Source organism: Rhodoferax sp. (assembly GCF_025354435.1).
Classification (GTDB): Bacteria; Pseudomonadota; Gammaproteobacteria; order Burkholderiales; family Burkholderiaceae_C; genus Rhodoferax_B.
The window spans coordinates 106,316-129,356 of record NZ_JANXMU010000060.1 but is presented as its reverse complement, the minus strand read 5'-3'; the positions used below and the strand labels follow the sequence as shown (position 1 = coordinate 129,356).

Genomic DNA, 23,041 nt, shown 5'->3' with positions numbered 1-23,041 from the left:
ACTGGCGCGTCTGCACATTGACGAAGCGGGACATACTCCGTTAACCTAATGTTGCAATTAAAACAGTTGCATTCAATTTGCAACTGGAATGTTTCCCGGAAGGCTGGAAAACCATGACTCCTGCATCCTCGACACTGGATTCCCAGCAGGATGCGCCCATTCGTTTGCGCGAATCGCTCACCGTACGCACGTTGCTGCAGATGTCGCTGCGCATTACCACGGTGGTGCTTGCCGTTACCGTGCTGTCGTACTTCCATATCGTCCACACCCTCACCGAAGAGACGCAAGATAAGCTGCGTAAGTACATTGCCGAACGTGGCTCCAAAGAAGGTGCGGTGTTCAAGCTGGCGATGGATAACTTGGATGTGCTGAAGCAGCAGTTTTTAGAGGACTACCGTAGCATGTCGCCGGTGTCCGATGCCGACTTTGGCAAACTTTACGAGACCGTAGCCGATGGCTCCACCCGCCTGCGCCGGGCCGCGTTTGAGGGCCTGGAGCGGCCTGACGGCACCCTGAGCCGCAACATCACCGGATTTGCGGGTATTGCCCCCGAGCGCGTCGATGCTGACCTGCGCAAGCGCCTGGTGCTGTCGTGGCGGTTGCTGGACCGGTTTGGCCCGGCCTGGGTGAACCGCTTTGCCAATGTCTACGTGCATTCGCCGGAAAACTTCAACATCGTCTACTGGCCCGGCCTGCCCTGGGGCCTGAACGCCGAAGCCGGGCTGGACATGGCGCAAGAGGAGTGGATGCAGATCGCCACCCCCGCCAACGACCCCAGCCGCGCCACCGTCTGGATCGGCATGTACTTTGACCCCACGGCCAACGAGTGGATGGTTTCCGCCGAGTCACCGGTAGACCTGGACGGCCGCCACCTGGCCACCCTGGGGCAGGACATCTTGCTCAACGCCTTGTTCAAGCGGGTGTTTGACGACCATTTGAGCGGAGCCAAAAACTTCATCATCCGCCCCGATGGCCGCCTGGTGGCCCACCCCGACAAAATCCGGGAGATGGACGCGGCCAAGGGCGTGCTAGAGGTGCAAAAGCTGGGCGACCCCGTGCTGTCGAGCATGTATGCGCAGCTGCAGGCCGCGCTGCCCCCCGGCGGCCCGCGCAGCGTGCTGGTGGATGACGTTGCCAACGACGCGTTTTTGGCCGTGGACCGGCTGGACGGGCCGAACTGGTGGTTTGTTACCGTGTACCCCAAGTCACTCCTGACCACCACGGCGCGGCAAACGGCGACCTTCATTCTGGGTTTGAGCGTAGTGGCGCTGGTGCTGGAATTATTGGCCCTGTACCTGGTGTTGCGCCGCAAGGTGGTGCAGCCCCTGCAGGCCTTTGCCGAAGCTTCGCGGCGGGTGGCGGCGGGGGATTACCGCGCGGTGGCCAGCGGTGCCCTGGCATTGCCTGCAGAGCGGCGCGATGAAATCGGCATGCTGGCCCGCACCTTGCGCACCATGGCCCGCCAAGTGGACGAAAACAACGAAACCCTGGAGCGCCAGGTGGAAGCCCGCACCCGCCAATGGGCCCAGGCCACCGAAGACACCCGCAAGGCACATACCGCCAAGTCCCGTTTTCTGGCGCGCATGAGCCATGAAATCCGCACCCCCATGAACGCCGTCATGGGCATGAGCCGGCTGGCGCTGAAAACCGACCTCAACGCCAAGCAGCGCGACTACCTTGACAAGATACTCACCTCGGCCGAGTCGCTGCTGGACATCATCAATGACGTGCTGGACTTCTCGAAAATCGAAGCAGGCCGCATGACCCTGGAGCACATCCCGTTTCACCTGCGTGATGTGTTCAAAAGTGTCTCCAGTGTGGTGTCGCTGCGGGCCCAGTTCAAGGGCCTGGAGCTGCTGTTCGACGTGGCCCCCGACGTGCCCCGCCACCTGGTGGGCGATCCGCTGCGGCTGGGCCAGATCATCATCAACCTGGCCACCAACGCGGTGAAATTTACCGAGCACGGCGAAGTGCTGCTGCGCGTGCACTGCGACAACCGTACGCCCGACCAGGCCCACATGTGTTTTGCGGTAGTGGACAGCGGTGTTGGTATCGCACCAGACCGGCTAGATGCATTGTTTGAACCCTTTACCCAAGAGGACGACTCCATTTCCCGCAAATACGGCGGTACCGGCCTCGGCTTGGCCATCTGCAAAGAGCTGGTGGAAATGATGAACGGCAGCTTGCAGGTAAGCAGCGTGGTGGGGCAGGGCAGCACCTTCAGCTTTACCGTGCCGCTGGCTTTGAACACCGAAATAGAAGGCAATGCCCAGAACTGCCCCGTGGTGGATGGCCTGGACCAGGCCCGTGCGCTGGTGGTGGACGACAGCGCCATGGCCCGTGGCGTGCTCACCAGCATGCTAGCCCAAATGGGCCTGCGGCCCGACAGTGCCGCCTCCGGCGAAGAAGGCCTGGCCATGATCCGCACCGCCCAGCACAGCGCAGACCCGTACGCGCTGCTGCTGCTGGACAGCAATATGCCCGGCATGGACGGCGTGGAAACCGCTCGCCGCCTCGGCCAGGATGCCCACACCGTAGCGCCCATGGCCATTTTGATGGTCACCGCCTACAGCCATGACAGCCTGGGCACCGAAGCCGCCGCCGTGGGCATCGACCAGGTGCTGACCAAGCCAGTCAATGAATCCACCCTGAACGATGCGATTGCCGAATCCATGATGGGCAGCGAAGCCATGCGGGCACTGCGGCAAGAGCGGGCAAAGCACCTGGTCAAGCCTGTCGCACTGTTGCGCCGGCACGGTGCCCGTGTGCTGCTGGCCGAAGACAGCCCGCTGAACCGCCAGGTAGTACTGGAGTTTTTGGCCGAGGTGGGCATAACGGCCGAAGTGGCGGTAAACGGGGCTGAAGCCGTGGCCATGGTCAACGCCGGCCACTACGACCTGGTGCTGATGGACATCCAGATGCCCGAGCTGGACGGCATCAGCGCCACGCGGCTACTGCGCGCCGACCCGCTCCATGCCCAGTTGCCCATCGTCGCCATGACCGCCCACGCCATGAGTGGTGACCGCGAACTGAGCCTGCAGTCCGGCATGAACGACCACCTGACCAAACCCATCGACCCCGACCAGCTGTTTGCCGTGCTGTTGCGCTGGTTGCCGCCCGCGCCTGCCAGCGAGTCCGACAACGATTTACCTCTAACCCAGCCATCCACACTGCCCATGCCACTCCCACCACCCATCGACCCTCCATCCGACATATTTGCGCGCCTGCAGGCCTGCGGTATCAACACCGAAACGGGCCTGGCCCACCACACGCGGCGTAAACCGTTTTACCTGAGCGTGCTGCGCGGCTTTGCGGCCGAATACGGGCGCGCGCCGCTGCAAGTGCAAGAGTGGCTGGCCACGGGCAAGAGCGAAGACATCTACCGCCTGGCCCACACCCTCAAGGCCAATGCCCAAGGCATCGGCGCCCAGGCCTTGGCCGATGCCGCCCGCACCCTGGAAAAAGCGGCCAGCGTACAACTGCCCGGCCCGGCCGAAGTCACGCCCTTTCTGCAGGCTTTGGACGGGGTGCTGGTCGCCTTGAAAGAACTCGATTCCGAAGAGCCCGCCCCGGCACCCAGCACGCCTTTTGATGCCGTCCATGCATTGAAGCAACTTCTGTTGCGCCTGCAGCAAGACGATGCCTTGGCGATAGACCAGGTGCGCGTGTTGCAGCAAGGCAGCCGGGCCAGCCCCTATGCCGCGGCGGTGGCCGAGCTGGTGCGCTTGGTGGAAGAGGTCGAATACGAGCCCGCCATTGCGCGCGCGCAGGCCCTTTTGCAAAAACTGCAGGGCGAAGGTTGTCGGCCATGGTGACCGACCAGCCCAAAATTTTGGTGGTGGACGACGAGCCCAGCAACCGGGGCCTGCTGGCCGAGGTCCTCAAAGACGACTACAAAGTGATTCTGGCCAAAAGCGGCGAAATGGCGTTATCCCTGGCCTCCCGCCACCGCCCGGACATTGTGTTGCTTGACGTGGTGATGCCCGACATGGACGGCTACCAGGTGCTGCGCACCTTGAAAAGCCAGGACGAGACCCGCCACATTCCGGTGATCTTTATCTCGGCCCTGGACAGCGTGGCCGACGAAGAAAAAGGCCTGCTGCTGGGCGCGGTGGACTACATCACCAAGCCCTTTCATGCGCCCATCGTGAGGGCACGGGTGCGCAACCACGTCGAAGCCGTGTCGCACCGGCGCCTGCTGGAGCGCCTGGCCCTGGTGGATGCCCTGACCGAAATACCCAACCGCCGCCGCCTGGAGCAAGCGCTGCAACTGCGTTGGCCGCCGGGGCAGTACCTGTCGGTCATCTTGCTGGATGTGGACCACTTCAAGCTGTACAACGACCACTACGGCCACAGCGGTGGCGACCGGGTGCTGCGCCAGGTCGCCGGTGCAGTACAGAAAACATTGAAGCGCGAGACCGATCTGGTGGCCCGCTACGGCGGTGAAGAATTTGTGCTGTTTTTGCCCCACACCAACGCAGAGGGTGGCCGGGTCTGCGCTGAGCTGGCGCGCAGTGCGGTAGAAAACCTGCTCATCCCGCATGAGAAGTCGCTGGTCGGCCCGTTTTTGTCCGTCAGCCTGGGCGGTACTTCGGTGCTGCTACCGCCCGGCGGCATCGTGCCTACCCTGGTGATGGAGCAAAGCGACCAGCAACTCTACCTGGCCAAGCAGCTCGGTCGCAACCGTGTCTGCTGGGCTGCTTAATGGACCATTTTTAGGCCATTTTCTAAGATAAAAATAGTGCTTTAGCGTATGTTTTGTCTACACTAGGCGCTATGCTTATTAAACTTAAAAAGCATAGCGCCATGCCGTTTTAGAAGAAACCCAGCTTGTTCGGGCTGTAGCTGACCAGCAGGTTCTTGGTCTGTTGGTACTGGTCCAGCATCATCTTGTGGGTTTCGCGGCCTATGCCCGACTCTTTGTAGCCGCCGAAGGTGGCGTGCGCAGGGTAGGCGTGGTAGCAGTTGGTCCACACGCGCCCGGCCTTGATGCCCCGGCCCATGCGGTAGGCGACGCTGCCGTCACGGCTCCACACGCCAGCGCCCAGGCCGTAGGGCGTGTCGTTGGCCAGGGCCAGCGCTTCGGCTTCGTCCTTGAAGGTGGTCACGGCCAGCACCGGGCCAAAGATTTCCTCCTGGAAGATGCGCATCTTGTTGTGGCCCTTGAACATGGTGGGCTGCACGTAGTAGCCACCGGACAGGTCGCCCGGCAGGGTGGCGCGTTGGCCGCCGGTCAGCAGCTCGGCACCTTCGTTGAGGCCGATGTCCATGTAAGACATGATTTTGTCCAGCTGGATCTGCGAAGACTGCGCACCCATCATCGAATCGGTATCCAGCGGGCTGCCTTGCTTGATCAGCTTGACGCGGGCCAGCACGCGGGCCATGAACTTGTCGTAAATCGACTCGTGGATCAGCGCGCGCGACGGGCAGGTGCAAACCTCGCCCTGGTTGAAGGCAAACAGCACCAGGCCTTCGATGGCCTTGTCAAAAAACGCGTCGTCGGCATCGGCAATGTCGGCAAAGAAGATGTTGGGCGACTTGCCGCCCAGCTCCAGCGTGGCCGGAATCAGGTTGCTGGCCGCGGCCTGGGCAATGCTGCGGCCGGTGGCGGTGGAGCCGGTGAAGGCGATCTTGGCGATGCGCTTGCTGGTGGCCAGGGCCTTGCCCGCGTCGCGGCCATAGCCGTTAACGATGTTCAGCACGCCCGGCGGCAGCAGGTCGGCAATCATTTCCATCAACACCAAGATACTGATGGGAGTGGACTCCGCAGGCTTGAGCACCACGCAGTTGCCTGCGGCAATGGCCGGGGCCAGCTTCCAGGCGGCCATCAGGATTGGGAAGTTCCAGGGAATGATCAACCCCACCACGCCCAGCGGCTCATGAAAATGGTAAGCCACGGTGTTTTCGTCCAGTTGGCTCAAGGCACCTTCCTGCGCACGCAGGCAACCGGCGAAATAGCGGAAGTGGTCCACGGCCAGGGGAATGTCGGCGTTCAGGGTTTCGCGGATGGGTTTGCCGTTGTCCACGGTGTCGGCGTAGGCCAGTTGCTCCAGGTTCTTTTCCAGGCGGTCGGCAATGCGCAGCAGCACGTTGGAGCGATCGGCGGCGGCCGTGGCGCCCCAGCTTTCGGCGGCGGCGTGCGCGGCATCCAGCGCCAGTTCAATGTCTTCGGCACCCGAGCAGGCGGCCTGGGTGTAGACCAGGCCGGTGATGGGCGTGATCACGTCAAAGTATTCGCCTTTGACCGGGGCCACCCATTTGCCGCCGATGTAGTTGTCGTAGCGGCTTTTGAATTGCAAAGGGGCGTTGGCACTGCCGGGGTTGGGATAAAGCATAAAAGTCTCCTGTTTTGGTATGTTTGCACCGCTTGCCGGTACGGTGGCCTCATTGCACGGCGCATGCCAATCGGCAGTTACGGCCCAACAGCCCAGTTTCCGGTTCAAAAGCCGCCCGAACCGGGCCTGCGCGGCAGGCGGTGTCCGCCCGGTGTGGGACAGGTGTTCCAAAATGGAGCACACGCCCTGTGGCATCGGTTGAACTGCTTGGCACAAACAGCGTCACACACTACAGTACTTCGCTACATGACTGCCCCGACACGGACCGGGGACGGCAAGGAGACAACACATGCATTCCAACCTTCCCACGGCCAGAGCCACCCCCGTGGCGCTGCGCCAGGCCCGCCGCCAGCTGCTCGACCAGGGTGGCGTACCCACGGGCCTGCTAGACGAGCGGCTGGCCCGCTCCTGGAGCCGCAGCCTGGACTTTGGTCTGCAGGCCAGTGGCCGCACCCCCGGCGCGCCGCACGCATCCACCGCCCAACTGGCCCGCGCCCTGGAGCACCAGCGCGAACTGGTGGCCCACGCCCGCCCGGTGATGGAATTTGTGTTCGAGCAAACCCGCGACAGCGACTGCATGGTGATCCTGGCCGACAGCGGCGGCCTGCTGCTGCACACCCTGGGCGACGCCGCTTTTTTAGACCGCGCCAGCCGCGTCGCCCTGCGCCCCGGTGCCACTTGGCACGAGCAGTACCGGGGCACCAACGCCATCGGCACCGCCATGGCCGAGCAAATTCCGGTGGCCGTGCATGCCAGCGAACACTACCTGGAACGCAACGGCTTTCTGACCTGCGCCGCTGCTCCCATCCACGACCCGGCAGGCCGCTTGCTGGGCGCGCTGGATATCTCTGGCGACCACCGCGGCTACCACCCGCACACCCTGGGCCTGGCCCGGTCGGCGGCGCGGATGATCGAGCACAAGCTGTTTGAAACCCGCCACGCAGGCCACATCCGTTTGCGCTTCCACAGCCAGATCGAGGGGATTGGCAGCGTCACCGAATGCCAGCTGGCGGTGTCGCCCGAGGGCTGGCTGCTGGGTGCCAACACCGGGGCGCTGCAGTGGCTGTGCCTGGGGCGAGACAGCATTGGCCGTGTGCAGCTGGAAGCCGTGTGGCCGCTGGCCCATATGCTGGTGCTGCAGCCCGGCCCGGCCACCGTGCGCCAGGTGTTTGGCCCCAGCGGCGGCCAGGTCTGGCTGCGGGTGGACTTGGGGCGCAGCCGCGCCTTGCCGCTGCCGCGTACCGTCACCACGCCCACTGCATTTACCGAACCCGCCACCTGCGATGCTTTGGGGGCCCTGGACACGGGCGATGCCACCTTCCGCGCCGCACTGGACAAGGCCCGCCGCGTGGTCGGCAAACCCATCGCCTTGCTGCTGCAGGGCGAGTCGGGTGTAGGCAAAGAGGTGTTTGCCCGCGCCGTGCATGCCGCCGGGCCACGTAAAAACAGCCCGTTTGTGGCGGTGAACTGCGCCGCCTTGCCCGAAGCGCTGATCGAAGCTGAGCTGTTTGGCTACAGCCCCGGCGCGTTTACCGGAGCCCGGCGCGAAGGCTCGCCCGGCCGCTTGCGCGAGGCCCACGGCGGCACCTTGCTGCTGGACGAAGTGGGTGACATGCCGCTGGCCTTCCAGGCCCGGCTGCTGCGGGTGCTGCAAGAGCGCCAAGTGCAGCCCCTGGGCGGCGGCAAGACCGTGGCGCTGGACTTCTTTTTGGTCTGCGCCACCCACCGCCAACTGCGCGATGAGATGCAGGCCGGGCGCTTTCGGGAAGACCTGTATTACCGCATCAACGGTCTCACGCTGCACCTGCCACCCCTGCGGGAGCGCAGCGACCAGGGTGCGTTGATCGAGCGGCTGCTGGCCACACTGGCCCCCGGCCAGAGCCTGCAACTCGCCCCCAGCCTGGTTACCGCCTTTTTGCATTTCAACTGGCCCGGCAATGTGCGCCAACTGGCCAACGCCCTGTGCACAGCCTGCGCCTTGCTGGACGAGGGCGACAGCCTGATCGACTGGCACCACCTGCCGGACGACCTGGCCCAGGATCTGCGCAGCAACACCGTAGCTGCCGATACGGTGGCCGACACAGCAACAGAAGGCCCGCTGCGCGCGCAGTCGGTGCGCACCATGGAACGGGTCTTGTTGCAGTGCAATGGCAATGTGTCCCAGGCTGCCCGCCAACTGGGGGTGAGCCGCAACACCCTGTACCGCAAACTAGGTGGCAAATAAATTTATATATAAAAATGACCTCTAGCGCATATAGAACCTACGCTAGTAGCTATCTATTTAATAGTTTTTGACAGGCTGTTTTTACGCCCCTTCGCGGCGGTCTTTCGTACCCTACTGGTAACTCCTAAGCTGCCCACCCCTGCGGTTACGGAGTACCATTGCGGCTGTAATTTAGTTACCAAAAGACCATGACAATCCACCCCACGGTAGCGGCGGTCACAGACCGCATTCGTGCGCGTAGCGGCCCCAGCCGCAGCGCTTATCTAGAACGCCTCACGGCCGCCGCCCAGCGTAAACCGGGGGCCGAGCGCATGGGTTGCGCCAATGTAGCCCACGCGTTTGCCGGTATGCCGGTGAACGACAAGCTTAAGGTGGTGACCGAAAAGGCACTCAACATCGGCATCGTCACCGCCTACAACGACATGCTGTCGGCCCACACGCCGATGCAAACCTACCCTGACATCGTCAAAGCTGAAGCCCGCCGCCACGGTGCCACCGCCCAGGTTGCCGGTGGCGTGCCCGCGATGTGCGACGGCGTGACCCAGGGCACGCCCGGCATGGAACTCAGCCTGTTCAGCCGCGACGTGATTGCCATGGCCACCGCCGTGGCCCTGAGCCACGACATGTTCGATGCCGCCCTGATGCTGGGCGTGTGCGACAAGATTGTGCCCGGCCTGCTGATCGGCGCGCTGCAGTTCGGCCATTTGCCCACCGTGTTTGTGCCTGCGGGCCCCATGCCCACCGGTCTGTCGAACAACGCCAAATCCAAGGTGCGCGAACAAGCCGCCCAGGGTTTGGTGGGCCGTACCGAGCTGCTGCAGGCCGAATCCGCCGCCTACCATGCGCCCGGCACCTGCACCTTCTACGGCACCGCCAACAGCAACCAGATGCTGCTCGAAGCCATGGGTCTGCACGTGCCCGGCACGGCTTTTGTGGCCCCCGGTGGTGCCATGCGCGACGAACTCACCCGTGAAGCCACTCGCACCGTGCTGGCCGACGTGAAAGCCAAGCGTTACGCACCCATCGGCCATGTGGTGGACGAGCGCTGCATCGTCAACGCCATGGTTGCCTTGCTGGCCACCGGCGGCTCCACCAACCATCTGATCCACTGGGTCGCCGTGGCATCCGCCGCTGGCATCGTGATCGACTGGGATGACTTCAGCGCCTTGTCGGATGTAGTGCCCACGCTGTCGCACGTCTACCCCAACGGCAGCGCCGATGTAAACCAGTTCCAGGCTGCAGGCGGCCCCGGTTTCATCATCCGCGAGCTGCTGGACGCGGGCTTCATGCACGCCGACGTGCTGACCGTGCGCCCCGGCGGCCTGCGCGAATTTGCAGGCGAACCCGCGCTGGTGGGTGACACCCTGACCTGGAACACCGTGCTGGAGTCCAAGGACACCACCATCGTGCGCCCCGCATCCAACCCCTTCAGCCCCACCGGCGGTCTGAAGCTACTGAAAGGCAACCTGGGTCGCAGCGTGATCAAGGCATCCGCCGTGCCGGACGACCGCCACATCATCGAAGCGCCGATCCGCCTGTTCGACTCGCAAGAAGCCCTGCACGTGGCCTTCAATGCGGGTGAGCTGAACCGCGACGTGGTCTGCGTGGTGCGCTGGCAAGGCCCGCAGGCCAACGGCATGCCCGAACTGCACAAACTCACGCCCCCGCTGGCCGTGCTGCAAGGCAAGGGCTACCGCGTGGCCCTAGTCACCGATGGCCGCATGAGCGGTGCCTCGGGCAAGGTGCCCGCCGCTATCCACGTATCTCCCGAAGCCCTGGCCGGTGGCCCGCTGGCCAAGCTGCTGGACGGCGACGTGGTGCGCCTGGATGCCGTGGCCGGTACGCTGCAGGCCCTGGTGCCCGATGCCGAATGGGATGCGCGTCCCTTGGCCACCATGCCCGAAGCCCTGCGCGTCGCCAATGGCTTTGGCATGGGCCGTGAACTTTTTTCTGGCATGCGCCGCAATGCCCTCACCGCTGAACAAGGAGCTCTCTCATGGGTCTAAGCAACCACACCGGCCGCTGGACGGCCTTGCAAGTCATGCAAGACGCACCGGTGATTCCGGTCATCGTGCTCAACGATGTCGCCCACGCCGTACCGCTGGCGCGCGCCTTGGTGGCTGGCGGCATCCGCATGCTGGAAGTTACGCTGCGCACCCCGCAGGCGCTGGAATGTATTGAGCGCATCGCCAAGGAAGTGCCCGATGCCGTCATCGGTGCAGGCACCATCCGCAGCGCCGCCGACGCGCAAGCCGCGGCCAAGGCCGGAGCCCTGTTTGGCGTGAGCCCCGGCTACACCCGTACCGTCGGCCAGGCTTGCCGCGATGCAGGCTTGGCTCTGTTGCCCGGCGTGGCGACGGGTAGCGAAATCATGATGGCCCAGGAAGACGGCTTCACTGAGTTGAAGTTCTTCCCCGCCATGCAAGCCGGTGGCCCCGCCATGCTGGAGGCCTGGAGCGGCCCGTTCTTTGATGTGAAGTTCTGCCCCACCGGCGGCGTGACACTGCAAAACGCGCCTGAATTTTTGGCGCTGCCGAATGTGGTGTGCGTGGGCGGTTCGTGGATCGTGCCGGTCGATGCCATGCTGGCAGGCGACTGGGGCCGCATCACCCAGTTGTGTCTGGATACCGCGGCCTTGAAAAAGAAGGCCTAAAAAAAAAGCGCCTTTTAAGGCGCTTTTTTTCAGACCGTAAACGGCTTCTGCTTCAAAAATGGGCCTGCTTTGCCCAGTGTGAACAGGTTAGGCGACTGGGTGGGCGGCAAGCCGGCACGCACCTTGGCGTGGAACTGGCGGTAGGTGCCGGTAAACGTGCCGTTGGCCCACACCTTGAGCACTTGCTCGGTAAACGCGCCGTTGTGGTCGCCGTCCATCGAGGTCTGGTTGTCCTGGCAGCCTGATACCAATACCAAGGAGGGTTTGAACTGGCTGACCACGGCGGTCAGACGGTTGCTGACTGTCACCTGGGTCAAGGCAGTGTCAGGGTCGGCGATCTGGCCGCCTGCGGCCTTGGCTACGTCCACCTGCAGCTTGTCGTAAAACGCTTTATGGTCGCGGTTCACGCGCATGGCGACCCCCAGGGGCATAGCCCGCGAGCCAGGTTCGTTGGGCATGGCCTTGACCACCGAACCGCTATGGCAGCTGTCCGACAACACCAGTATGCGCACCCCGGCGGCAAATTGGCTGTACTCAAAGTACAGCTCGTCATCCAGGATTTGGCCATCAAACAGGCACCAGGTTTCGTCCTTTCCGTCGGGTTCATCGCTGTTGATATCGGTGACCTGCCCACCGTGGCCGGAGTAGGTCAAAAAGAACAGATCGCCTGCGACCAGCGTTTTGGCTGCACTGCGTATGGCGCTTAAAAACTTGCTGCGGGTCGCTTGTTTGGTGAGTAGTACGGTGGGCCGTATGCCCTGCGCCTTGGCAATGGCGGCCATGTCATTGGCATCGAACTCACAGGCCGCCAAAGGCCCCGTCCACCCCGAATAGGCTGCGCCGCTGACGGCATTGAGCCCCATGTGCAGCGACAGGGCCTTGGCTTTGGCGACGGCGGCAGTTGCTTTTTTGGTGGCCATGGTGTCTCCTCAAAAAGAAACCATGTTCCGCCCGGCGCTTGGGCCGTGTCAATACACCGGGCGAGCGCTTCGTCCACTAAATAGGGGACGAAGCCAGGGCATCAAATACCTGAGCCGCCCGCGTGTTCGGCGCGCTGGATCAGCTCGATCTTGTAGCCGTCCGGGTCGGTCACAAAGGCAATTACCGTGGTGCCGCCCTTGACTGGACCGGCTTCGCGCGTGACCTGGCCACCGGCAGATTTGATCTTTTCGCAGGCAGCATAGGCATCGGGCACGGCCAGGGCGATATGGCCGTAGGCGGTGCCCAGCTCGTAGCTGTCTACGCCGTGGTTGTAAGTCAGCTCCAGCTCGGCATGGTCGGGGTTGCTGCCGTAGCCCACGAAGGCCAGGGTGTACTTGTATTCGGCGTTTTCCGACATGCGCAGCAGTTGCATGCCCAGAATCTGGGTATAAAAGTCGATAGAGCGCTGCAGGTGGCCGACGCGCAGCATGGTGTGGAGAAGTCGCATGGTATTTTTTAGGAGGGAGTGGGTAGAGGGTCGATTGTAAAAATAAACGCCCATAAAAAAGGCGCATGCCGAATGCCATGCGCCAGGTAAGGAGAATTGAATGCTCCTAATTTGGTAGCTACTAGCGCATGTGCTATCTGCGCCAGAGGTCTAAAAGACTCTTAAATTAGCGTCCGAACGAACCGCGTGGGCCGCCGGGGCCACGGGAGCCGCCGCCGCTACTGCGGCCGCCGCCGAAGCCGCCGCCACCACCGTTACCGCCGCCATTGCCACCACCGTAGCCACCGCCGCCACCGCTATTGCGGTTACCGCCTCCGAAGCCGCCACGGCGACCCCGGTCGAGCATGCTGTCTACGCTGGTGCGCATGGGGTCAGGCTGGCCGCCTTGGGCAGGGCGGGGCGCAGGGCCCTGGCCACCCATCGAAGCCGAGCGGGTGTGGTCGGGCTGTGCACCGCCGCCGTAGCCGCCGCCATTTCCATTGCCACCACCGTAGCTGTTACCGCCGCCATTGCCGCCGCCGTAACCACCACCTGCATTGCCACCACCGTAGCCGCCGCCACCGGTGCGTGCACCGCCGGGGCCGCTAGGACGGCCGCCACGGCCACCCTGGGGTGGACGCGCGCCTTGGGGGCGTGGAGGAGCCATGCCGTCACCTTGTGGGGCACGGGGGCCGCCACGGGGTGCGTTGCTACGGGGGCCGCCATTGCCGCCACCGTTGTTGCCACGGCCAGCGCCGTCGCCACCATTGGCACCCTTGCTGTCGCGCACGCGCTGCAGCATTTCGGTGCGGGCTGCCTTGGCAGCGGCCTGCATCACGTCACGGCTCGGTGGCTTGCCGGCACCGCCCCAGATCGTTTGGCGACCCATGGCGATGGGTTCGGCACGCTCATTGGGTTCGGGCATGAAGCCTTCGATCACTTGCACGGCAATTTCTTGCTTGGTGAAGCGTTCGATGTCCTGCATGAAGCCTTCTTCGTCCAGGCACACCAAGTTAACGGCAGCGCCTTCGGCACCAGCACGACCGGTACGGCCGATGCGGTGCACATAGTCTTCGCAGACGTTCGGGATTTCGTAGTTGACCACGTGTGGCAGGTCGTCAATGTCGATACCGCGGGCAGCGATGTCGGTGGCCACCAGCGCGCGTACATCGCCGCTTTTGAAGCCTTGCAGGGCCTGGGTGCGGGCCGACTGGCTCTTGTTGCCGTGCAGCGCCATGGCGGTGATGCCGTTCTTTTCCAGGAATTCGGCCACGTTGTTGGCGCCGAATTTGGTGCGGGTGAACACCAGCACCTGGCTCCAGTTGTGTTCCTGGATGATGTGGGCCAGCAAGGCCTTTTTCTTGCCGCGACCAACCGGGTGGATCACCTGGGTGATGCGCTGCACGGTGGTGTTGCGCGGCGTGACTTGCACGCTTTGTGGGTTCTTCAGCAGCGTGGCGGCGAGGTCACGGATTTCATCGCTGAACGTGGCCGAGAACAGCAGGCTTTGCTTATCTTTGGGTACGGCAGCCAGCACTTTTTTCACGTCATGGATGAAGCCCATGTCGAGCATGCGGTCGGCCTCGTCCAACACCAACATTTGCACTTGGCCCAGGTCCAATACGCCTTGCTGCATCAGATCCAGCAGGCGGCCCGGGGTGGCGACCAGAATGTCCACGCCTTTTTTGACCTTGGTGATTTGCGGGTTCATGCCCACACCACCAAAGATCACGGTGGAGGTCAGCTCCAGGTATTTACCGTAGGTTTGCACCGACTCTTCCACCTGGGCGGCGAGTTCGCGGGTGGGGGTGAGCACCAGGGCGCGGATGCCTTTGCCACCAAATTTGTTGGTTGCCGGAGCGCTCTCGGTCAGGCGCTGCAGCAGGGGCAGGGTGAAAGCTGCCGTTTTGCCGGTGCCGGTTTGCGCACCGCCCAGCAGATCGTGTCCCGCCAAGACGACCGGAATGGCCTGTGCTTGGATCGGTGTGGGCTCGGTATAGCCTTGCTCTTGCACGGCCTTCAGAATGGCCGGGGCCAGATTCAGTTCTTCAAAGTTCATTTTGTTGCGCCCGTCCTGGGCGCTTGGAAGCCTGGCCTATCGCTCCAGTTGTGAACTGGGGCACCAATCAAAGGCAGACATTTTTTAAAAATGGACGCAAAACAAGAGGGTTTATCTTGGTTTTGGCCCCCAGCGAAGTGCTGGCGTTGCAGCCAATTGGAATGCCGCAACCTGTAGATTGTCGCATGCTGGGATAATCGGCGTTCGCCCGACTTGTTTCGGCAGATTTTTTGCAGCAACTTCACTCTCAAAAAGATGGCCCAGTACGTATTTACCATGAACCGCGTCGGCAAGATCGTGCCGCCCAAGCGCCACATTCTCAAAGATATTTCGCTCAGCTTCTTCCCTGGCGCCAAGATCGGCGTGCTTGGTACGAACGGCTCGGGCAAGTCCACCTTGCTCAAGATCATGGCCGGGCTGGACAAGGAAATCGAAGGCGAGGCCCAGCCCATGGCTGGCCTGAACATCGGCTACCTGCCGCAGGAACCCCAACTGGACCCCACGCAAACCGTGCGCGAAAGCGTCGAGTCCGCCATGGGCAAGGTATTCACCGCCAAGGCGCGCCTGGAAGAGGTCTACACCGCCTATGGCGAAGAGGATGCCGACTTTGACGCACTGGCCGCCGAGCAAGCCGAACTAGAAGCGATCATCGCCACCGCCGGTACCGATTCCGAGCACCAACTGGAAATCGCCGCCGACGCGTTGCGCCTGCCACCATGGGATGCCGTAGTGGGCGTGTTGTCCGGTGGTGAAAAGCGCCGCGTGGCGCTGTGCCGTCTGCTGTTGTCCAAGCCCGACATGCTGCTGCTGGATGAGCCTACCAATCACTTGGATGCCGAATCGGTGGACTGGCTGGAGCAATTTTTGCAGCGCTACTCGGGCACCGTCGTGGCTATTACTCACGATCGCTACTTTTTGGACAATGCCGCCGAATGGATTTTGGAGCTGGACCGGGGCTCCGGCATTCCGTACAAAGGCAACTACTCTGACTGGCTGACGCAAAAGGGCGCGCGCCTGGAGCAAGAGCAAAAGGGCGAAGAATCGCGTGCCAAGGCCTTGAAGAAGGAATTGGAATGGTCGCGCCAGAACCCCAAGGCCCGCCAGGCCAAGAGCAAAGCCCGTCTGGCCCGCTTTGAAGAACTGAGCGACTTTGAATACCAAAAGCGCAACGAGACGAACGAAATCTTCATCCCCGTGGCCGACCGCCTGGGCCAAGAAGTGATCGAATTCGTCAACGTCACCAAGTCTTTTGGCGACCGTGTGTTGATCGACAACCTGAGCTTCAAAGTGCCACCTGGCGCCATCGTCGGCATCATCGGCCCCAACGGTGCGGGTAAATCCACGCTATTCCGCATGATCGCCGGGCAGCAGCAGCCCGACAGCGGCACGGTGAAAATCGGCCAGACCGTCAAGATGGCGTTTGTGGACCAGAACCGTGACGATTTAGCCAATGAAAAAACCGTTTGGGAAGACGTGTCCGGTGGGCTCGACATCTTGAACGTGGGCAAGTTCCAGATGGCCAGCCGTGCCTACTGTGGCCGCTTCAACTTCAACGGCGGCGACCAGCAAAAGCGCGTCGGTTCGCTGTCCGGTGGTGAGCGTGGTCGTTTGCACTTGGCCAAGACCCTGATTGCAGGCGGCAACGTGCTGATGCTGGATGAGCCGTCTAATGACTTGGACGTGGAAACCCTGCGTGCTCTGGAAGACGCGCTGCTGGAATTCGCCGGTTCGCTGATGGTCATCAGCCATGACCGTTGGTTCCTGGACCGTATCGCCACCCACATCCTGGCCTGCGAAGGCGATAGCCAGTGGACATTCTTTGACGGTAACTACCAAGAGTACGAAGCCGACAAGAAGAAGCGTTTGGGCGAGGAGGGTGCCAAGCCTAAGCGGATGCGTTTCAAAGCATTGAAGTAAGCACACCCCCAGGCTGCAGCGCTTCGCGTCTTGCGCCGCCCCCCTTGCAGGGGGCGATACCAGTGGCCCGGCGGAGCCGGTTCCACGGTATCTCTGGAATGGAAACGGCTCGTTTATGCGGGCCGTTTTTGTTTTTGTGGGCCCTTCACGCTTCTGCTTCTGTTACTACTGGCTCGGATGCTTTGGGCCAGTTAGCCAACAGGCGCTTGCGCACGGCGTAAATGTTGTTGCGCAGGGCGTAGAGCTCGTCGGTGTACGACAAGGGCACGGTGATGCGGTGGGTCAGGCGGTCGAGTTCGTCGAGTTCGTCCAGCAGGGCATCGCGCTCGCCGGTGTGCGCATCGACCTTGGTTTCAATCTCGCGCAGCCTTGCGTACCAGCGGAAAACGCGGCTGCGTACGCGAAACTGGTACAGCGGCGGCACGATTTTGCTCAAAGGGAGCATCAACACCAACAGACCACCCAATACCAGCCACATGCGTTCGATCAGGTTACTGGCCCAGAAGGGCAGGTAGCGCTGCCAGAACGGCGGTGTGCCATTGATGGCGCGGTCACCTTCGGGGCTGACCGGCAGCTCGCTGGTGCGGGTGTTGGGGAAGTCGCGCGCACGGTTGAACCAGCCCGCGCCGCTGTGCACGGTCTGCGCGCTCTGGGCAAACAGCTGGCGCAGGGCGGGATGGGTCTGGTCGCGTGATACCAACGAAGTGGTGGCGGCCAGCATGGACACGTCGTGCGGCGGCATGTCGGCGGCCAGGTCGATCACGCCACGCGGCAGCGTCACGGCTGACAGGAAAGGAAAGCGCCGGGCGTAGGCATCGCTTTGGCCAAAGTCCATCAGCTGGATGCCACGCGTGCGCAGCAGGCGCTGCACCAGCGGCGACTGGGGTGCCGAGGCCAGCACGATCAGGTCCAGCTTGCCTGCCAGCAGCGCTTCCACGGCGGGTGCGGGCTCTAGGTTCGAAGACCGCAACGTACGGGCCTCAATGTGGTTGGCCTTGAACATCTTCTCCATGATGTCGGGCACGCCGCTGCCTTGTTTGTCGATATTGATGCGCAGCGACTTCAACTGGGGCAGGGCGGTCAGCGTGGCTGTGCCTGGGTCGATTTTGCGCGCCGCGTCGGTGCGGTAAAACAGCCACAGCGGTTCATAAAACAGGCTGCCCAGGGACATCAGGCCCGCTTCTTCGTCGGCAACCGGGTCGGCACTGCCACCGCGCACAAAGCCTGCGTCGGCCTCGCCATTGCGCAACATTTGCAGGTTGTCGGCTGCGCCGTCGGTGGCCTTCAGCACCACGTCGATGCCGTTGGTTTTGAGGGCGTTGGCGTAACGTTGGCCGAACTCGGCATAGGCGCTGCCTGCCGGGCCGGTGGCCAGGGTGACGGTTTTGGGCGGCTGTGGATCGAGGTACCAGTAGGCTGCGGCGAGTGCGCCGATCACGATGAATACGACCGGACCGGCCGAGACGACCAGGTCGCGCAGGGACAGTAGGATCAGTTTGAGGGTCTTGGGCATGGGGTCAGATTGTAGGAAAGCTCGGCGGCTGCCCTACATAGCGCTGCAGCCACTCCCCGAAAGCCTGCGCCGGAACCGGTCGGCTAAACAGGTAACCCTGGTAAGCGTCGCAGCCCTGGGCTGCAAGAAAACTGCGTTGTGCTTCGGTTTCCACACCTTCGGCGATCACCGCCAGGCCCAAGCTGTGGCCCAGTGCGATCACGGTGCGGGCGATGGCCGCATCGTTGGGGTCGGTAAGCAGGTCCCGTACAAAAGACTGGTCGATTTTCAGCTGCTCCAGCGGCAAGCGCTTCAGGTAGGACAGTGATGAATACCCGGTGCCAAAGTCATCCAGCGAGAAACCCACGCCGCTGGCCTTGAGCGCCCGCATTTTGGCGATGGTTTCCTCTACGTCATTGACCAGCAGGCTCTCGGTCAGCTCCAGTTTCAACAGGCGTGCCGCCGCGCCGGTGTTGTTCAGTACCTGCAGCACCGATGCCACAAAATCGGGCTGGCGAAATTGCCGTGCGCTGACGTTCACTGCCAGCGTCAGATGCTGGGTGGCGGCGTGCTGGCTCCAGGCGCGAAGCTGGGTGCAAGCCTGCTGCAGCACCCAGAGGCCCAGCGGCAAGATCAAACCGGTGTCCTCAGCCAGTGGAATGAAATCGTTGGGTGGCACCATGCCGCGCTGCGGGTGCGGCCAGCGCAGCAGCGCCTCGGCCCCCACGGGCAGGCCCTGAGCATCCACCTGCACCTGGTAGTACAACTGAAACTGCTGTACCAACAGGGCCCGGCGGATGTCGGCCTCCAGCGCTACGCGGGTGTTCACCACCGCCTGCATCTGCGGGTCGTAAAAACGCAGCGTGTTGCGCCCGGCCGCTTTGGCCTGGTACATGGCCAGATCGGCCTGTTTCAGCAGCTCGTCAATGCTGGCATCCATGCCTTGGTACAGGGTAATGCCAAGGCTGGCCGACAACTGGTGCTCGTGCGTTTCCAGCAGGTAAGGCTGGGTGATGGCGTGGCGCATCTTTTCGCCCACCGCTTCGGCGTGGGCGGCAGCTTCATCGCGGTCTGTGCTGAGTTGGGTCAGCAGCACCACAAATTCGTCGCCGCCCAGGCGGGCCACGGTGTCGGTAGCCCGCACGCAGGCGGCCAGCCGCGTCGCCACCTGCTGCAACAGCAAGTCGCCCATGTCGTGGCCCAGGCTGTCGTTCAGCGCCTTGAAGTTGTCCAGATCAATGAACTGCAGTGCGCCAAAGTGGTGGCTGCGTGCGCCCAGCGCCAAGGCCTGGCGCAGCCGGTCTACCAGCAGGCGGCGGTTGGGCAAGTGCGTCAGCGGGTCGTAAAACGCCAGCTGGTTGATTTCTTCTTCGGCCGCCTTGCGCTGGGTGATGTCGTTGAAGGTGTTGACGTAGTGCGTGACCTGGCCTTGGGCATCTTTGACCGCCGTGGTGCTGCGCGCATCGGGGTAAATGGCACCATTTTTGCGCCGGTTCCAGACCTCGCCACGCCAGGTGCCGGCGGTATCCACGCTTTCCCACATAGTTTGGTAGAACTCTCGCGGATGGCGGCCTGAATTGAGAATGTTCAGGCTCTGGCCCTGCACATCGGCTTCGGTGTAGCCGGTAATCTGGGTAAATGCCGAGTTGCAGCGCAAGATGCGGCGCTGGGCATCGGTCACCGCCATGCCATCCTGGGCATTGAAGGCCGTAGCGGCAATACGCAGATCCAGATCCGCTTGCACCCGCTGGGTGATGTTGCGGGCCAGCAGAATGAAGCGCGGTGCATCCGCATCGGGCATGCCAGCCGGTACGGCTTCTAGCGGCGTTTTGCGCGCCACCGAAATTTCAAACCACTGCAGCCCTTGGGCAAACGGCAGCTGCACCTGGCCCCCCTCTGAACGGCCGGTTTGCTGTGCCTCGTTCAAGGCTGCACCTACCGTGCGCGCCGCCTCTACGGGCAATACATCTTCGGCCTTGCGGCCCAGGTACTGTTCGGGCCGGATGTCCAGCAGCAGGGCAGGGGGCATGCGGCAGTCGTACACCGTGCCGTCCAGGCCGAGTTCGAACATCAGGTCGGGTATGGCATCCAGCGTGGCCTGCAGCTTGTTTTGGGTGGCCGATATCTCGTAGGTGCGCTCGACGACCTGGGCCTCCAGGTTGTGTTCTTGGCGTTTGAGTTGCATCAGCAAATGGGCCGCCCAGCCCAGCAGGGCGCTGAATAGCAGGCCCAGCGCCACTTTGAACGCCAGCCCGGCAGGGTCGCCCCAGCCCTGGATGGGCGCGCCGCTCAATACCCAGTTCCCGTTGGGTACCAGCACATCGCGGTCCACGGTATCGACCGGGGCCTGGGTACCCGACATGGCAATGCTCTGCCGTAGCTGGCTGTCGGGCCGTATGCGCCACAGCTCGTAGGCGATGCCGTGGTCGGCCAACTGCGCCACGCCGCTGCCCGCCAAAGCTTCCGGCAAGCGGATCACCACCGACACAAATCCCCAAAACCGCGGGGCAGACGGGTTCACGCCTGCCAGCGGGGAATCCTGTAAATACACCGGCAAACGGCCCACCACGCCCAAGCCACCTTGCACCAGGTTCAGCGGCCCCGCCAGCGTGAGCTTGCCGGTTTGTACGGCGCGGTTGGCTTCTTTGCTTTGCACCGGGTCTTTGAGCTGGTTAAAGCCCATGGTGGCCTCGTTGCCTGCCAGCGGTACCACCTTGCGAACAATGCCGCTCGGTGACAGGGCAAACATGGTCACCCCCGGGTACAAGGACAGCATTTCGCTGGCCACGCCTTCAAAATTCGAGAATTCCCCACCCGCTTGGTGGACCATGGCCGACAACGCGTAAGCGCTGGACAGCGCCCGCTCAATCGTGCTCTGGATGGCGTGCGCCCGGTCGGCCACGATGCTGTCGACCCTGGCGCGCTCGCTTTGCACGCGGCGCTGTTCCATGCTCCACACCAGCAGTGCCGCAGCACATGCTGTAATCACAAAAACAATACCCGCCACCACCCATGCATGGACAGCGCTGGGGTAGCGTCGGGAAGGCTTGGTTGTCATCGTGGATGGGGGTTGATTCCGTCTCTAAGTGTGTCTATTTGTTTCTTTTGGGCCGACTATAAGGCCTATGGTCTGGCCAGCTAGTCGTAACGGTCATGCGCATCGGCTGGCGTCCCCAGGGTCTCTAGCGCGGATGCCGTGGCAGGCGGGGCAGGGCGCGGGTGCGCGGGGTACAAAAATATAAATAAAAAGTGGCTCTAGCGCATATATAACCTAAGCTAGCAGCTATTATTTATATAGCTTATAACCTGAACAACCCCTCGGCGGGTGATTCGTCTCCGCGCTGCACACCCACGCCATTCTGCTGGAGCCAGGCCGTGCGGCGGGCGAAGAGACCTGGCGCCACGCGGTTGACCCTATCGATGAGGCTGCGCATGTCGGCCGTGACCAAGCGGCCATCGGCCACGCAAACCCGCCCGTTCACCATCGTCAAATCTACGTCGCCGCCCTGGACGGCGTGGACCAGGTTGTGGTGCAGGTTCAAATGCGGGCCGGTTAACAGCGGCGTCATCCGCGGCGTGCCGGTGCACACGGCAATCAGGTCGGCGGCTTTGCCCACTTCCAGCGTGCCGATTTCGTGGTCCATACCCAGCGCCCGGGCACCGGTTGCCGTGGCCATTCTGCAGATGGACCAGGCATCCAGCGCTTGCGCGTCGAGCTTGGAGAACTTGGCGAGCAAAGACGCGACCTTCATTTCCTCAAACATGTCGAGGTTGTTGTTTTCTTTCTCACCGTCCGTGCCGAGTCCGACCGCGATACCCGCGGCCAATAGTTTCTCTACCGGCGCGGCACCGCTGGCCAGCTTCATGTTGCTGACCGGGTTGTGCGCGATGCCCACGCCGCGCTCCCGCAGCAATTTGATTTCCCCGTCGGACAGCCACACACCGTGGGCCAAGAGTACGCGGTGGGCATCGAGCAAGCCAAATTTGGCCAGAGCCTCCACCGGGCGCATGCCGTAGCGGCGCTGGGTTTCCTCCACATCGAAGCGGCTTTCGTTGCTATAGGTATGCAGGCCCACACCGTATTCTTTGGACATGCGCACAGCCCGGTCCCAAGCCTGGGGCACGGCATAAAACATGTGCTCCAGGCCGACCCAAACGCTGATGCGGCCATCGGCCTTGCCGTGCCATTGCTGGATGGTGCGCTCGTTGCTGTCCAGCGTTTCGAAATAGGCGTGCTCGGGGTGCTCGGCCACATACGGAACCAGAATGGCCCGAATTCCGAGTTCTTGCGCCGCAAAGCCGCTGCCATCCATGAAGCGCCACATATCTACCACCGTGGTGGTGCCCGACAGCAGCGATTCGGCGTAGCACAGCCACGATGCAGCAGCAGCTTCCTCGGCGTTGAGCACACGGTGCATTGGATCAATGAACTGCTGCAACCAAGCCCAAACGGGCAAACCTTCTGCGGTGCCACGCAACAGCCCGGAATGGCAGTGCGTGTTGACCAGGCCCGGCATCAGCAGCCGGTCTTTGAGGTGCCGAACGCTGGCGTTGGGCGGCGCCAGCGCCAGCACATCCGCCGCCGCGCCAACGGCCGCGATCCGACCGCGACCATCCACCCACACGGCACCGTTGGTGATCACCGGGTTGCCCGGCGTCATTGGCAGCATATAGTCCGCGAAAAGCAACTGGTCGTTCATCGTGTAAGTTCGATTGGGTGGGGGGTTGGCAGCGGGTACCGTTGGTAAGCGCAGAGTTGAGTATGCCGCGTTGTGTGCCAACGGAGCTCTTTTTAGCAGTACGTATTACTTTATACGATGTATATTATGTTAAGTTAAGAAGACAGCGCAAAATTGGAAATGGCCACTTCCAAGGATTGCGTGAAAAAAAGCCCCGCTAGCGTAGGCACTACCTGCACAGCTAGCTACGGATCCGCTAGCAAGCATAAAAACC

Annotated in this window: 13 protein-coding genes; 6 read left to right on the top strand and 7 right to left on the bottom strand. The window is 62.6% G+C overall.

What is annotated here, in order from left to right; translation table 11 throughout:
• Positions 1-113: 113 nt before the first annotated feature.
• Positions 114-3,815 (top strand): response regulator, encoded by a 3,702-nt coding sequence (locus tag Q0T48_RS16095; protein WP_295958075.1) that lies wholly within the window; start codon positions 114-116, stop codon positions 3,813-3,815.
• Entirely contained in the window at positions 3,809-4,705 is an 897-nt protein-coding gene (locus tag Q0T48_RS16090) for a diguanylate cyclase (RefSeq protein WP_295958072.1), read from the top strand. The genes Q0T48_RS16095 and Q0T48_RS16090 overlap by 7 nt, the downstream gene beginning before the upstream one ends.
• 109 nt (positions 4,706-4,814) lie before the next feature.
• Here Q0T48_RS16090 and Q0T48_RS16085 read toward each other — a convergent pair whose 3' ends face one another.
• Positions 4,815-6,335: an aldehyde dehydrogenase family protein gene (locus Q0T48_RS16085; RefSeq protein ID WP_295958070.1), complete on the bottom strand. Its 1,521-nt coding sequence runs from the start codon at positions 6,333-6,335 to the stop codon at positions 4,815-4,817.
• A gap of 289 nt (positions 6,336-6,624) precedes the next feature.
• Between Q0T48_RS16085 and Q0T48_RS16080 the strand changes: the two genes are divergently transcribed.
• The 3 genes from Q0T48_RS16080 (at position 6,625) to eda (ending at position 11,212) form a co-directional block, all read left to right on the top strand.
• A complete protein-coding gene (locus Q0T48_RS16080) occupies positions 6,625-8,559 on the top strand; it encodes a sigma-54-dependent Fis family transcriptional regulator (RefSeq protein WP_295958067.1) in 1,935 nt (644 codons plus the stop codon).
• A gap of 188 nt (positions 8,560-8,747) precedes the next feature.
• The gene (gene edd, locus Q0T48_RS16075) at positions 8,748-10,565 is read left to right on the top strand and encodes a phosphogluconate dehydratase (RefSeq protein WP_295958063.1); all 1,818 of its coding nucleotides are present in this window, start codon (positions 8,748-8,750) and stop codon (positions 10,563-10,565) included.
• Positions 10,556-11,212, top strand: a complete 657-nt coding sequence (gene eda / locus Q0T48_RS16070) for a bifunctional 4-hydroxy-2-oxoglutarate aldolase/2-dehydro-3-deoxy-phosphogluconate aldolase (RefSeq protein WP_295958060.1) — start codon at positions 10,556-10,558, stop codon at positions 11,210-11,212. Before edd ends, eda begins: the two co-directional genes overlap by 10 nt.
• A gap of 29 nt (positions 11,213-11,241) precedes the next feature.
• On the opposite strand, the gene Q0T48_RS16065 is transcribed toward eda, so the two are convergent.
• The 3 genes from Q0T48_RS16065 to Q0T48_RS16055 all read right to left on the bottom strand — a co-directional run bounded on the left by Q0T48_RS16065 (position 11,242) and on the right by Q0T48_RS16055 (position 14,679).
• Positions 11,242-12,132, bottom strand: a complete 891-nt coding sequence (locus Q0T48_RS16065) for a caspase family protein (protein WP_295958057.1) — start codon at positions 12,130-12,132, stop codon at positions 11,242-11,244.
• A 101-nt stretch (positions 12,133-12,233) separates the two neighbouring features.
• The gene (gene gloA / locus Q0T48_RS16060) at positions 12,234-12,641 is read right to left on the bottom strand and encodes a lactoylglutathione lyase (protein ID WP_295958054.1); all 408 of its coding nucleotides are present in this window, start codon (positions 12,639-12,641) and stop codon (positions 12,234-12,236) included.
• A gap of 166 nt (positions 12,642-12,807) precedes the next feature.
• On the bottom strand, positions 12,808-14,679 hold the full coding sequence (locus Q0T48_RS16055; protein ID WP_295958051.1) for a DEAD/DEAH box helicase: 1,872 nt from the start codon (positions 14,677-14,679) through the stop codon (positions 12,808-12,810).
• Between the two features lie 255 nt (positions 14,680-14,934).
• Between Q0T48_RS16055 and ettA the strand changes: the two genes are divergently transcribed.
• On the top strand, positions 14,935-16,596 hold the full coding sequence (gene ettA, locus Q0T48_RS16050) for an energy-dependent translational throttle protein EttA (RefSeq protein WP_295958048.1): 1,662 nt from the start codon (positions 14,935-14,937) through the stop codon (positions 16,594-16,596).
• Positions 16,597-16,741: 145 nt separating this feature from the next.
• Here the strand turns inward: ettA and Q0T48_RS16045 are convergent, their stop codons facing one another.
• The 3 genes from Q0T48_RS16045 to Q0T48_RS16035 form a co-directional block, all read right to left on the bottom strand.
• Positions 16,742-18,109 carry a TAXI family TRAP transporter solute-binding subunit gene (locus Q0T48_RS16045; protein WP_295958046.1) on the bottom strand — a complete coding sequence of 456 codons (1,368 nt, stop codon included), beginning with the start codon at positions 18,107-18,109 and terminating at the stop codon, positions 16,742-16,744.
• Positions 18,110-18,113: 4 nt separating this feature from the next.
• Positions 18,114-21,146 carry an EAL domain-containing protein gene (locus Q0T48_RS16040; protein WP_295958044.1) on the bottom strand — a complete coding sequence of 1,011 codons (3,033 nt, stop codon included), beginning with the start codon at positions 21,144-21,146 and terminating at the stop codon, positions 18,114-18,116.
• A gap of 241 nt (positions 21,147-21,387) precedes the next feature.
• Positions 21,388-22,788, bottom strand: coding sequence for an amidohydrolase (locus tag Q0T48_RS16035; RefSeq protein ID WP_295958041.1), 1,401 nt, complete (start codon positions 22,786-22,788; stop codon positions 21,388-21,390).
• Between the last annotated feature and the right edge of the window lie 253 nt (positions 22,789-23,041).

Coding starts and splice junctions, on each gene's coding strand:
- Q0T48_RS16095 (WP_295958075.1), top strand. CDS start 114: ATGACTCCTGCATCCTCGACACTGGATTCCCAGCAGGATGCGCCCATT.
- Q0T48_RS16090 (WP_295958072.1), top strand. CDS start 3,809: ATGGTGACCGACCAGCCCAAAATTTTGGTGGTGGACGACGAGCCCAGC.
- Q0T48_RS16085 (WP_295958070.1), bottom strand. CDS start 6,335: ATGCTTTATCCCAACCCCGGCAGTGCCAACGCCCCTTTGCAATTCAAA.
- Q0T48_RS16080 (WP_295958067.1), top strand. CDS start 6,625: ATGCATTCCAACCTTCCCACGGCCAGAGCCACCCCCGTGGCGCTGCGC.
- edd (WP_295958063.1), top strand. CDS start 8,748: ATGACAATCCACCCCACGGTAGCGGCGGTCACAGACCGCATTCGTGCG.
- eda (WP_295958060.1), top strand. CDS start 10,556: ATGGGTCTAAGCAACCACACCGGCCGCTGGACGGCCTTGCAAGTCATG.
- Q0T48_RS16065 (WP_295958057.1), bottom strand. CDS start 12,132: ATGGCCACCAAAAAAGCAACTGCCGCCGTCGCCAAAGCCAAGGCCCTG.
- gloA (WP_295958054.1), bottom strand. CDS start 12,641: ATGCGACTTCTCCACACCATGCTGCGCGTCGGCCACCTGCAGCGCTCT.
- Q0T48_RS16055 (WP_295958051.1), bottom strand. CDS start 14,679: ATGAACTTTGAAGAACTGAATCTGGCCCCGGCCATTCTGAAGGCCGTG.
- ettA (WP_295958048.1), top strand. CDS start 14,935: ATGGCCCAGTACGTATTTACCATGAACCGCGTCGGCAAGATCGTGCCG.
- Q0T48_RS16045 (WP_295958046.1), bottom strand. CDS start 18,109: ATGCCCAAGACCCTCAAACTGATCCTACTGTCCCTGCGCGACCTGGTC.
- Q0T48_RS16040 (WP_295958044.1), bottom strand. CDS start 21,146: ATGACAACCAAGCCTTCCCGACGCTACCCCAGCGCTGTCCATGCATGG.
- Q0T48_RS16035 (WP_295958041.1), bottom strand. CDS start 22,788: ATGAACGACCAGTTGCTTTTCGCGGACTATATGCTGCCAATGACGCCG.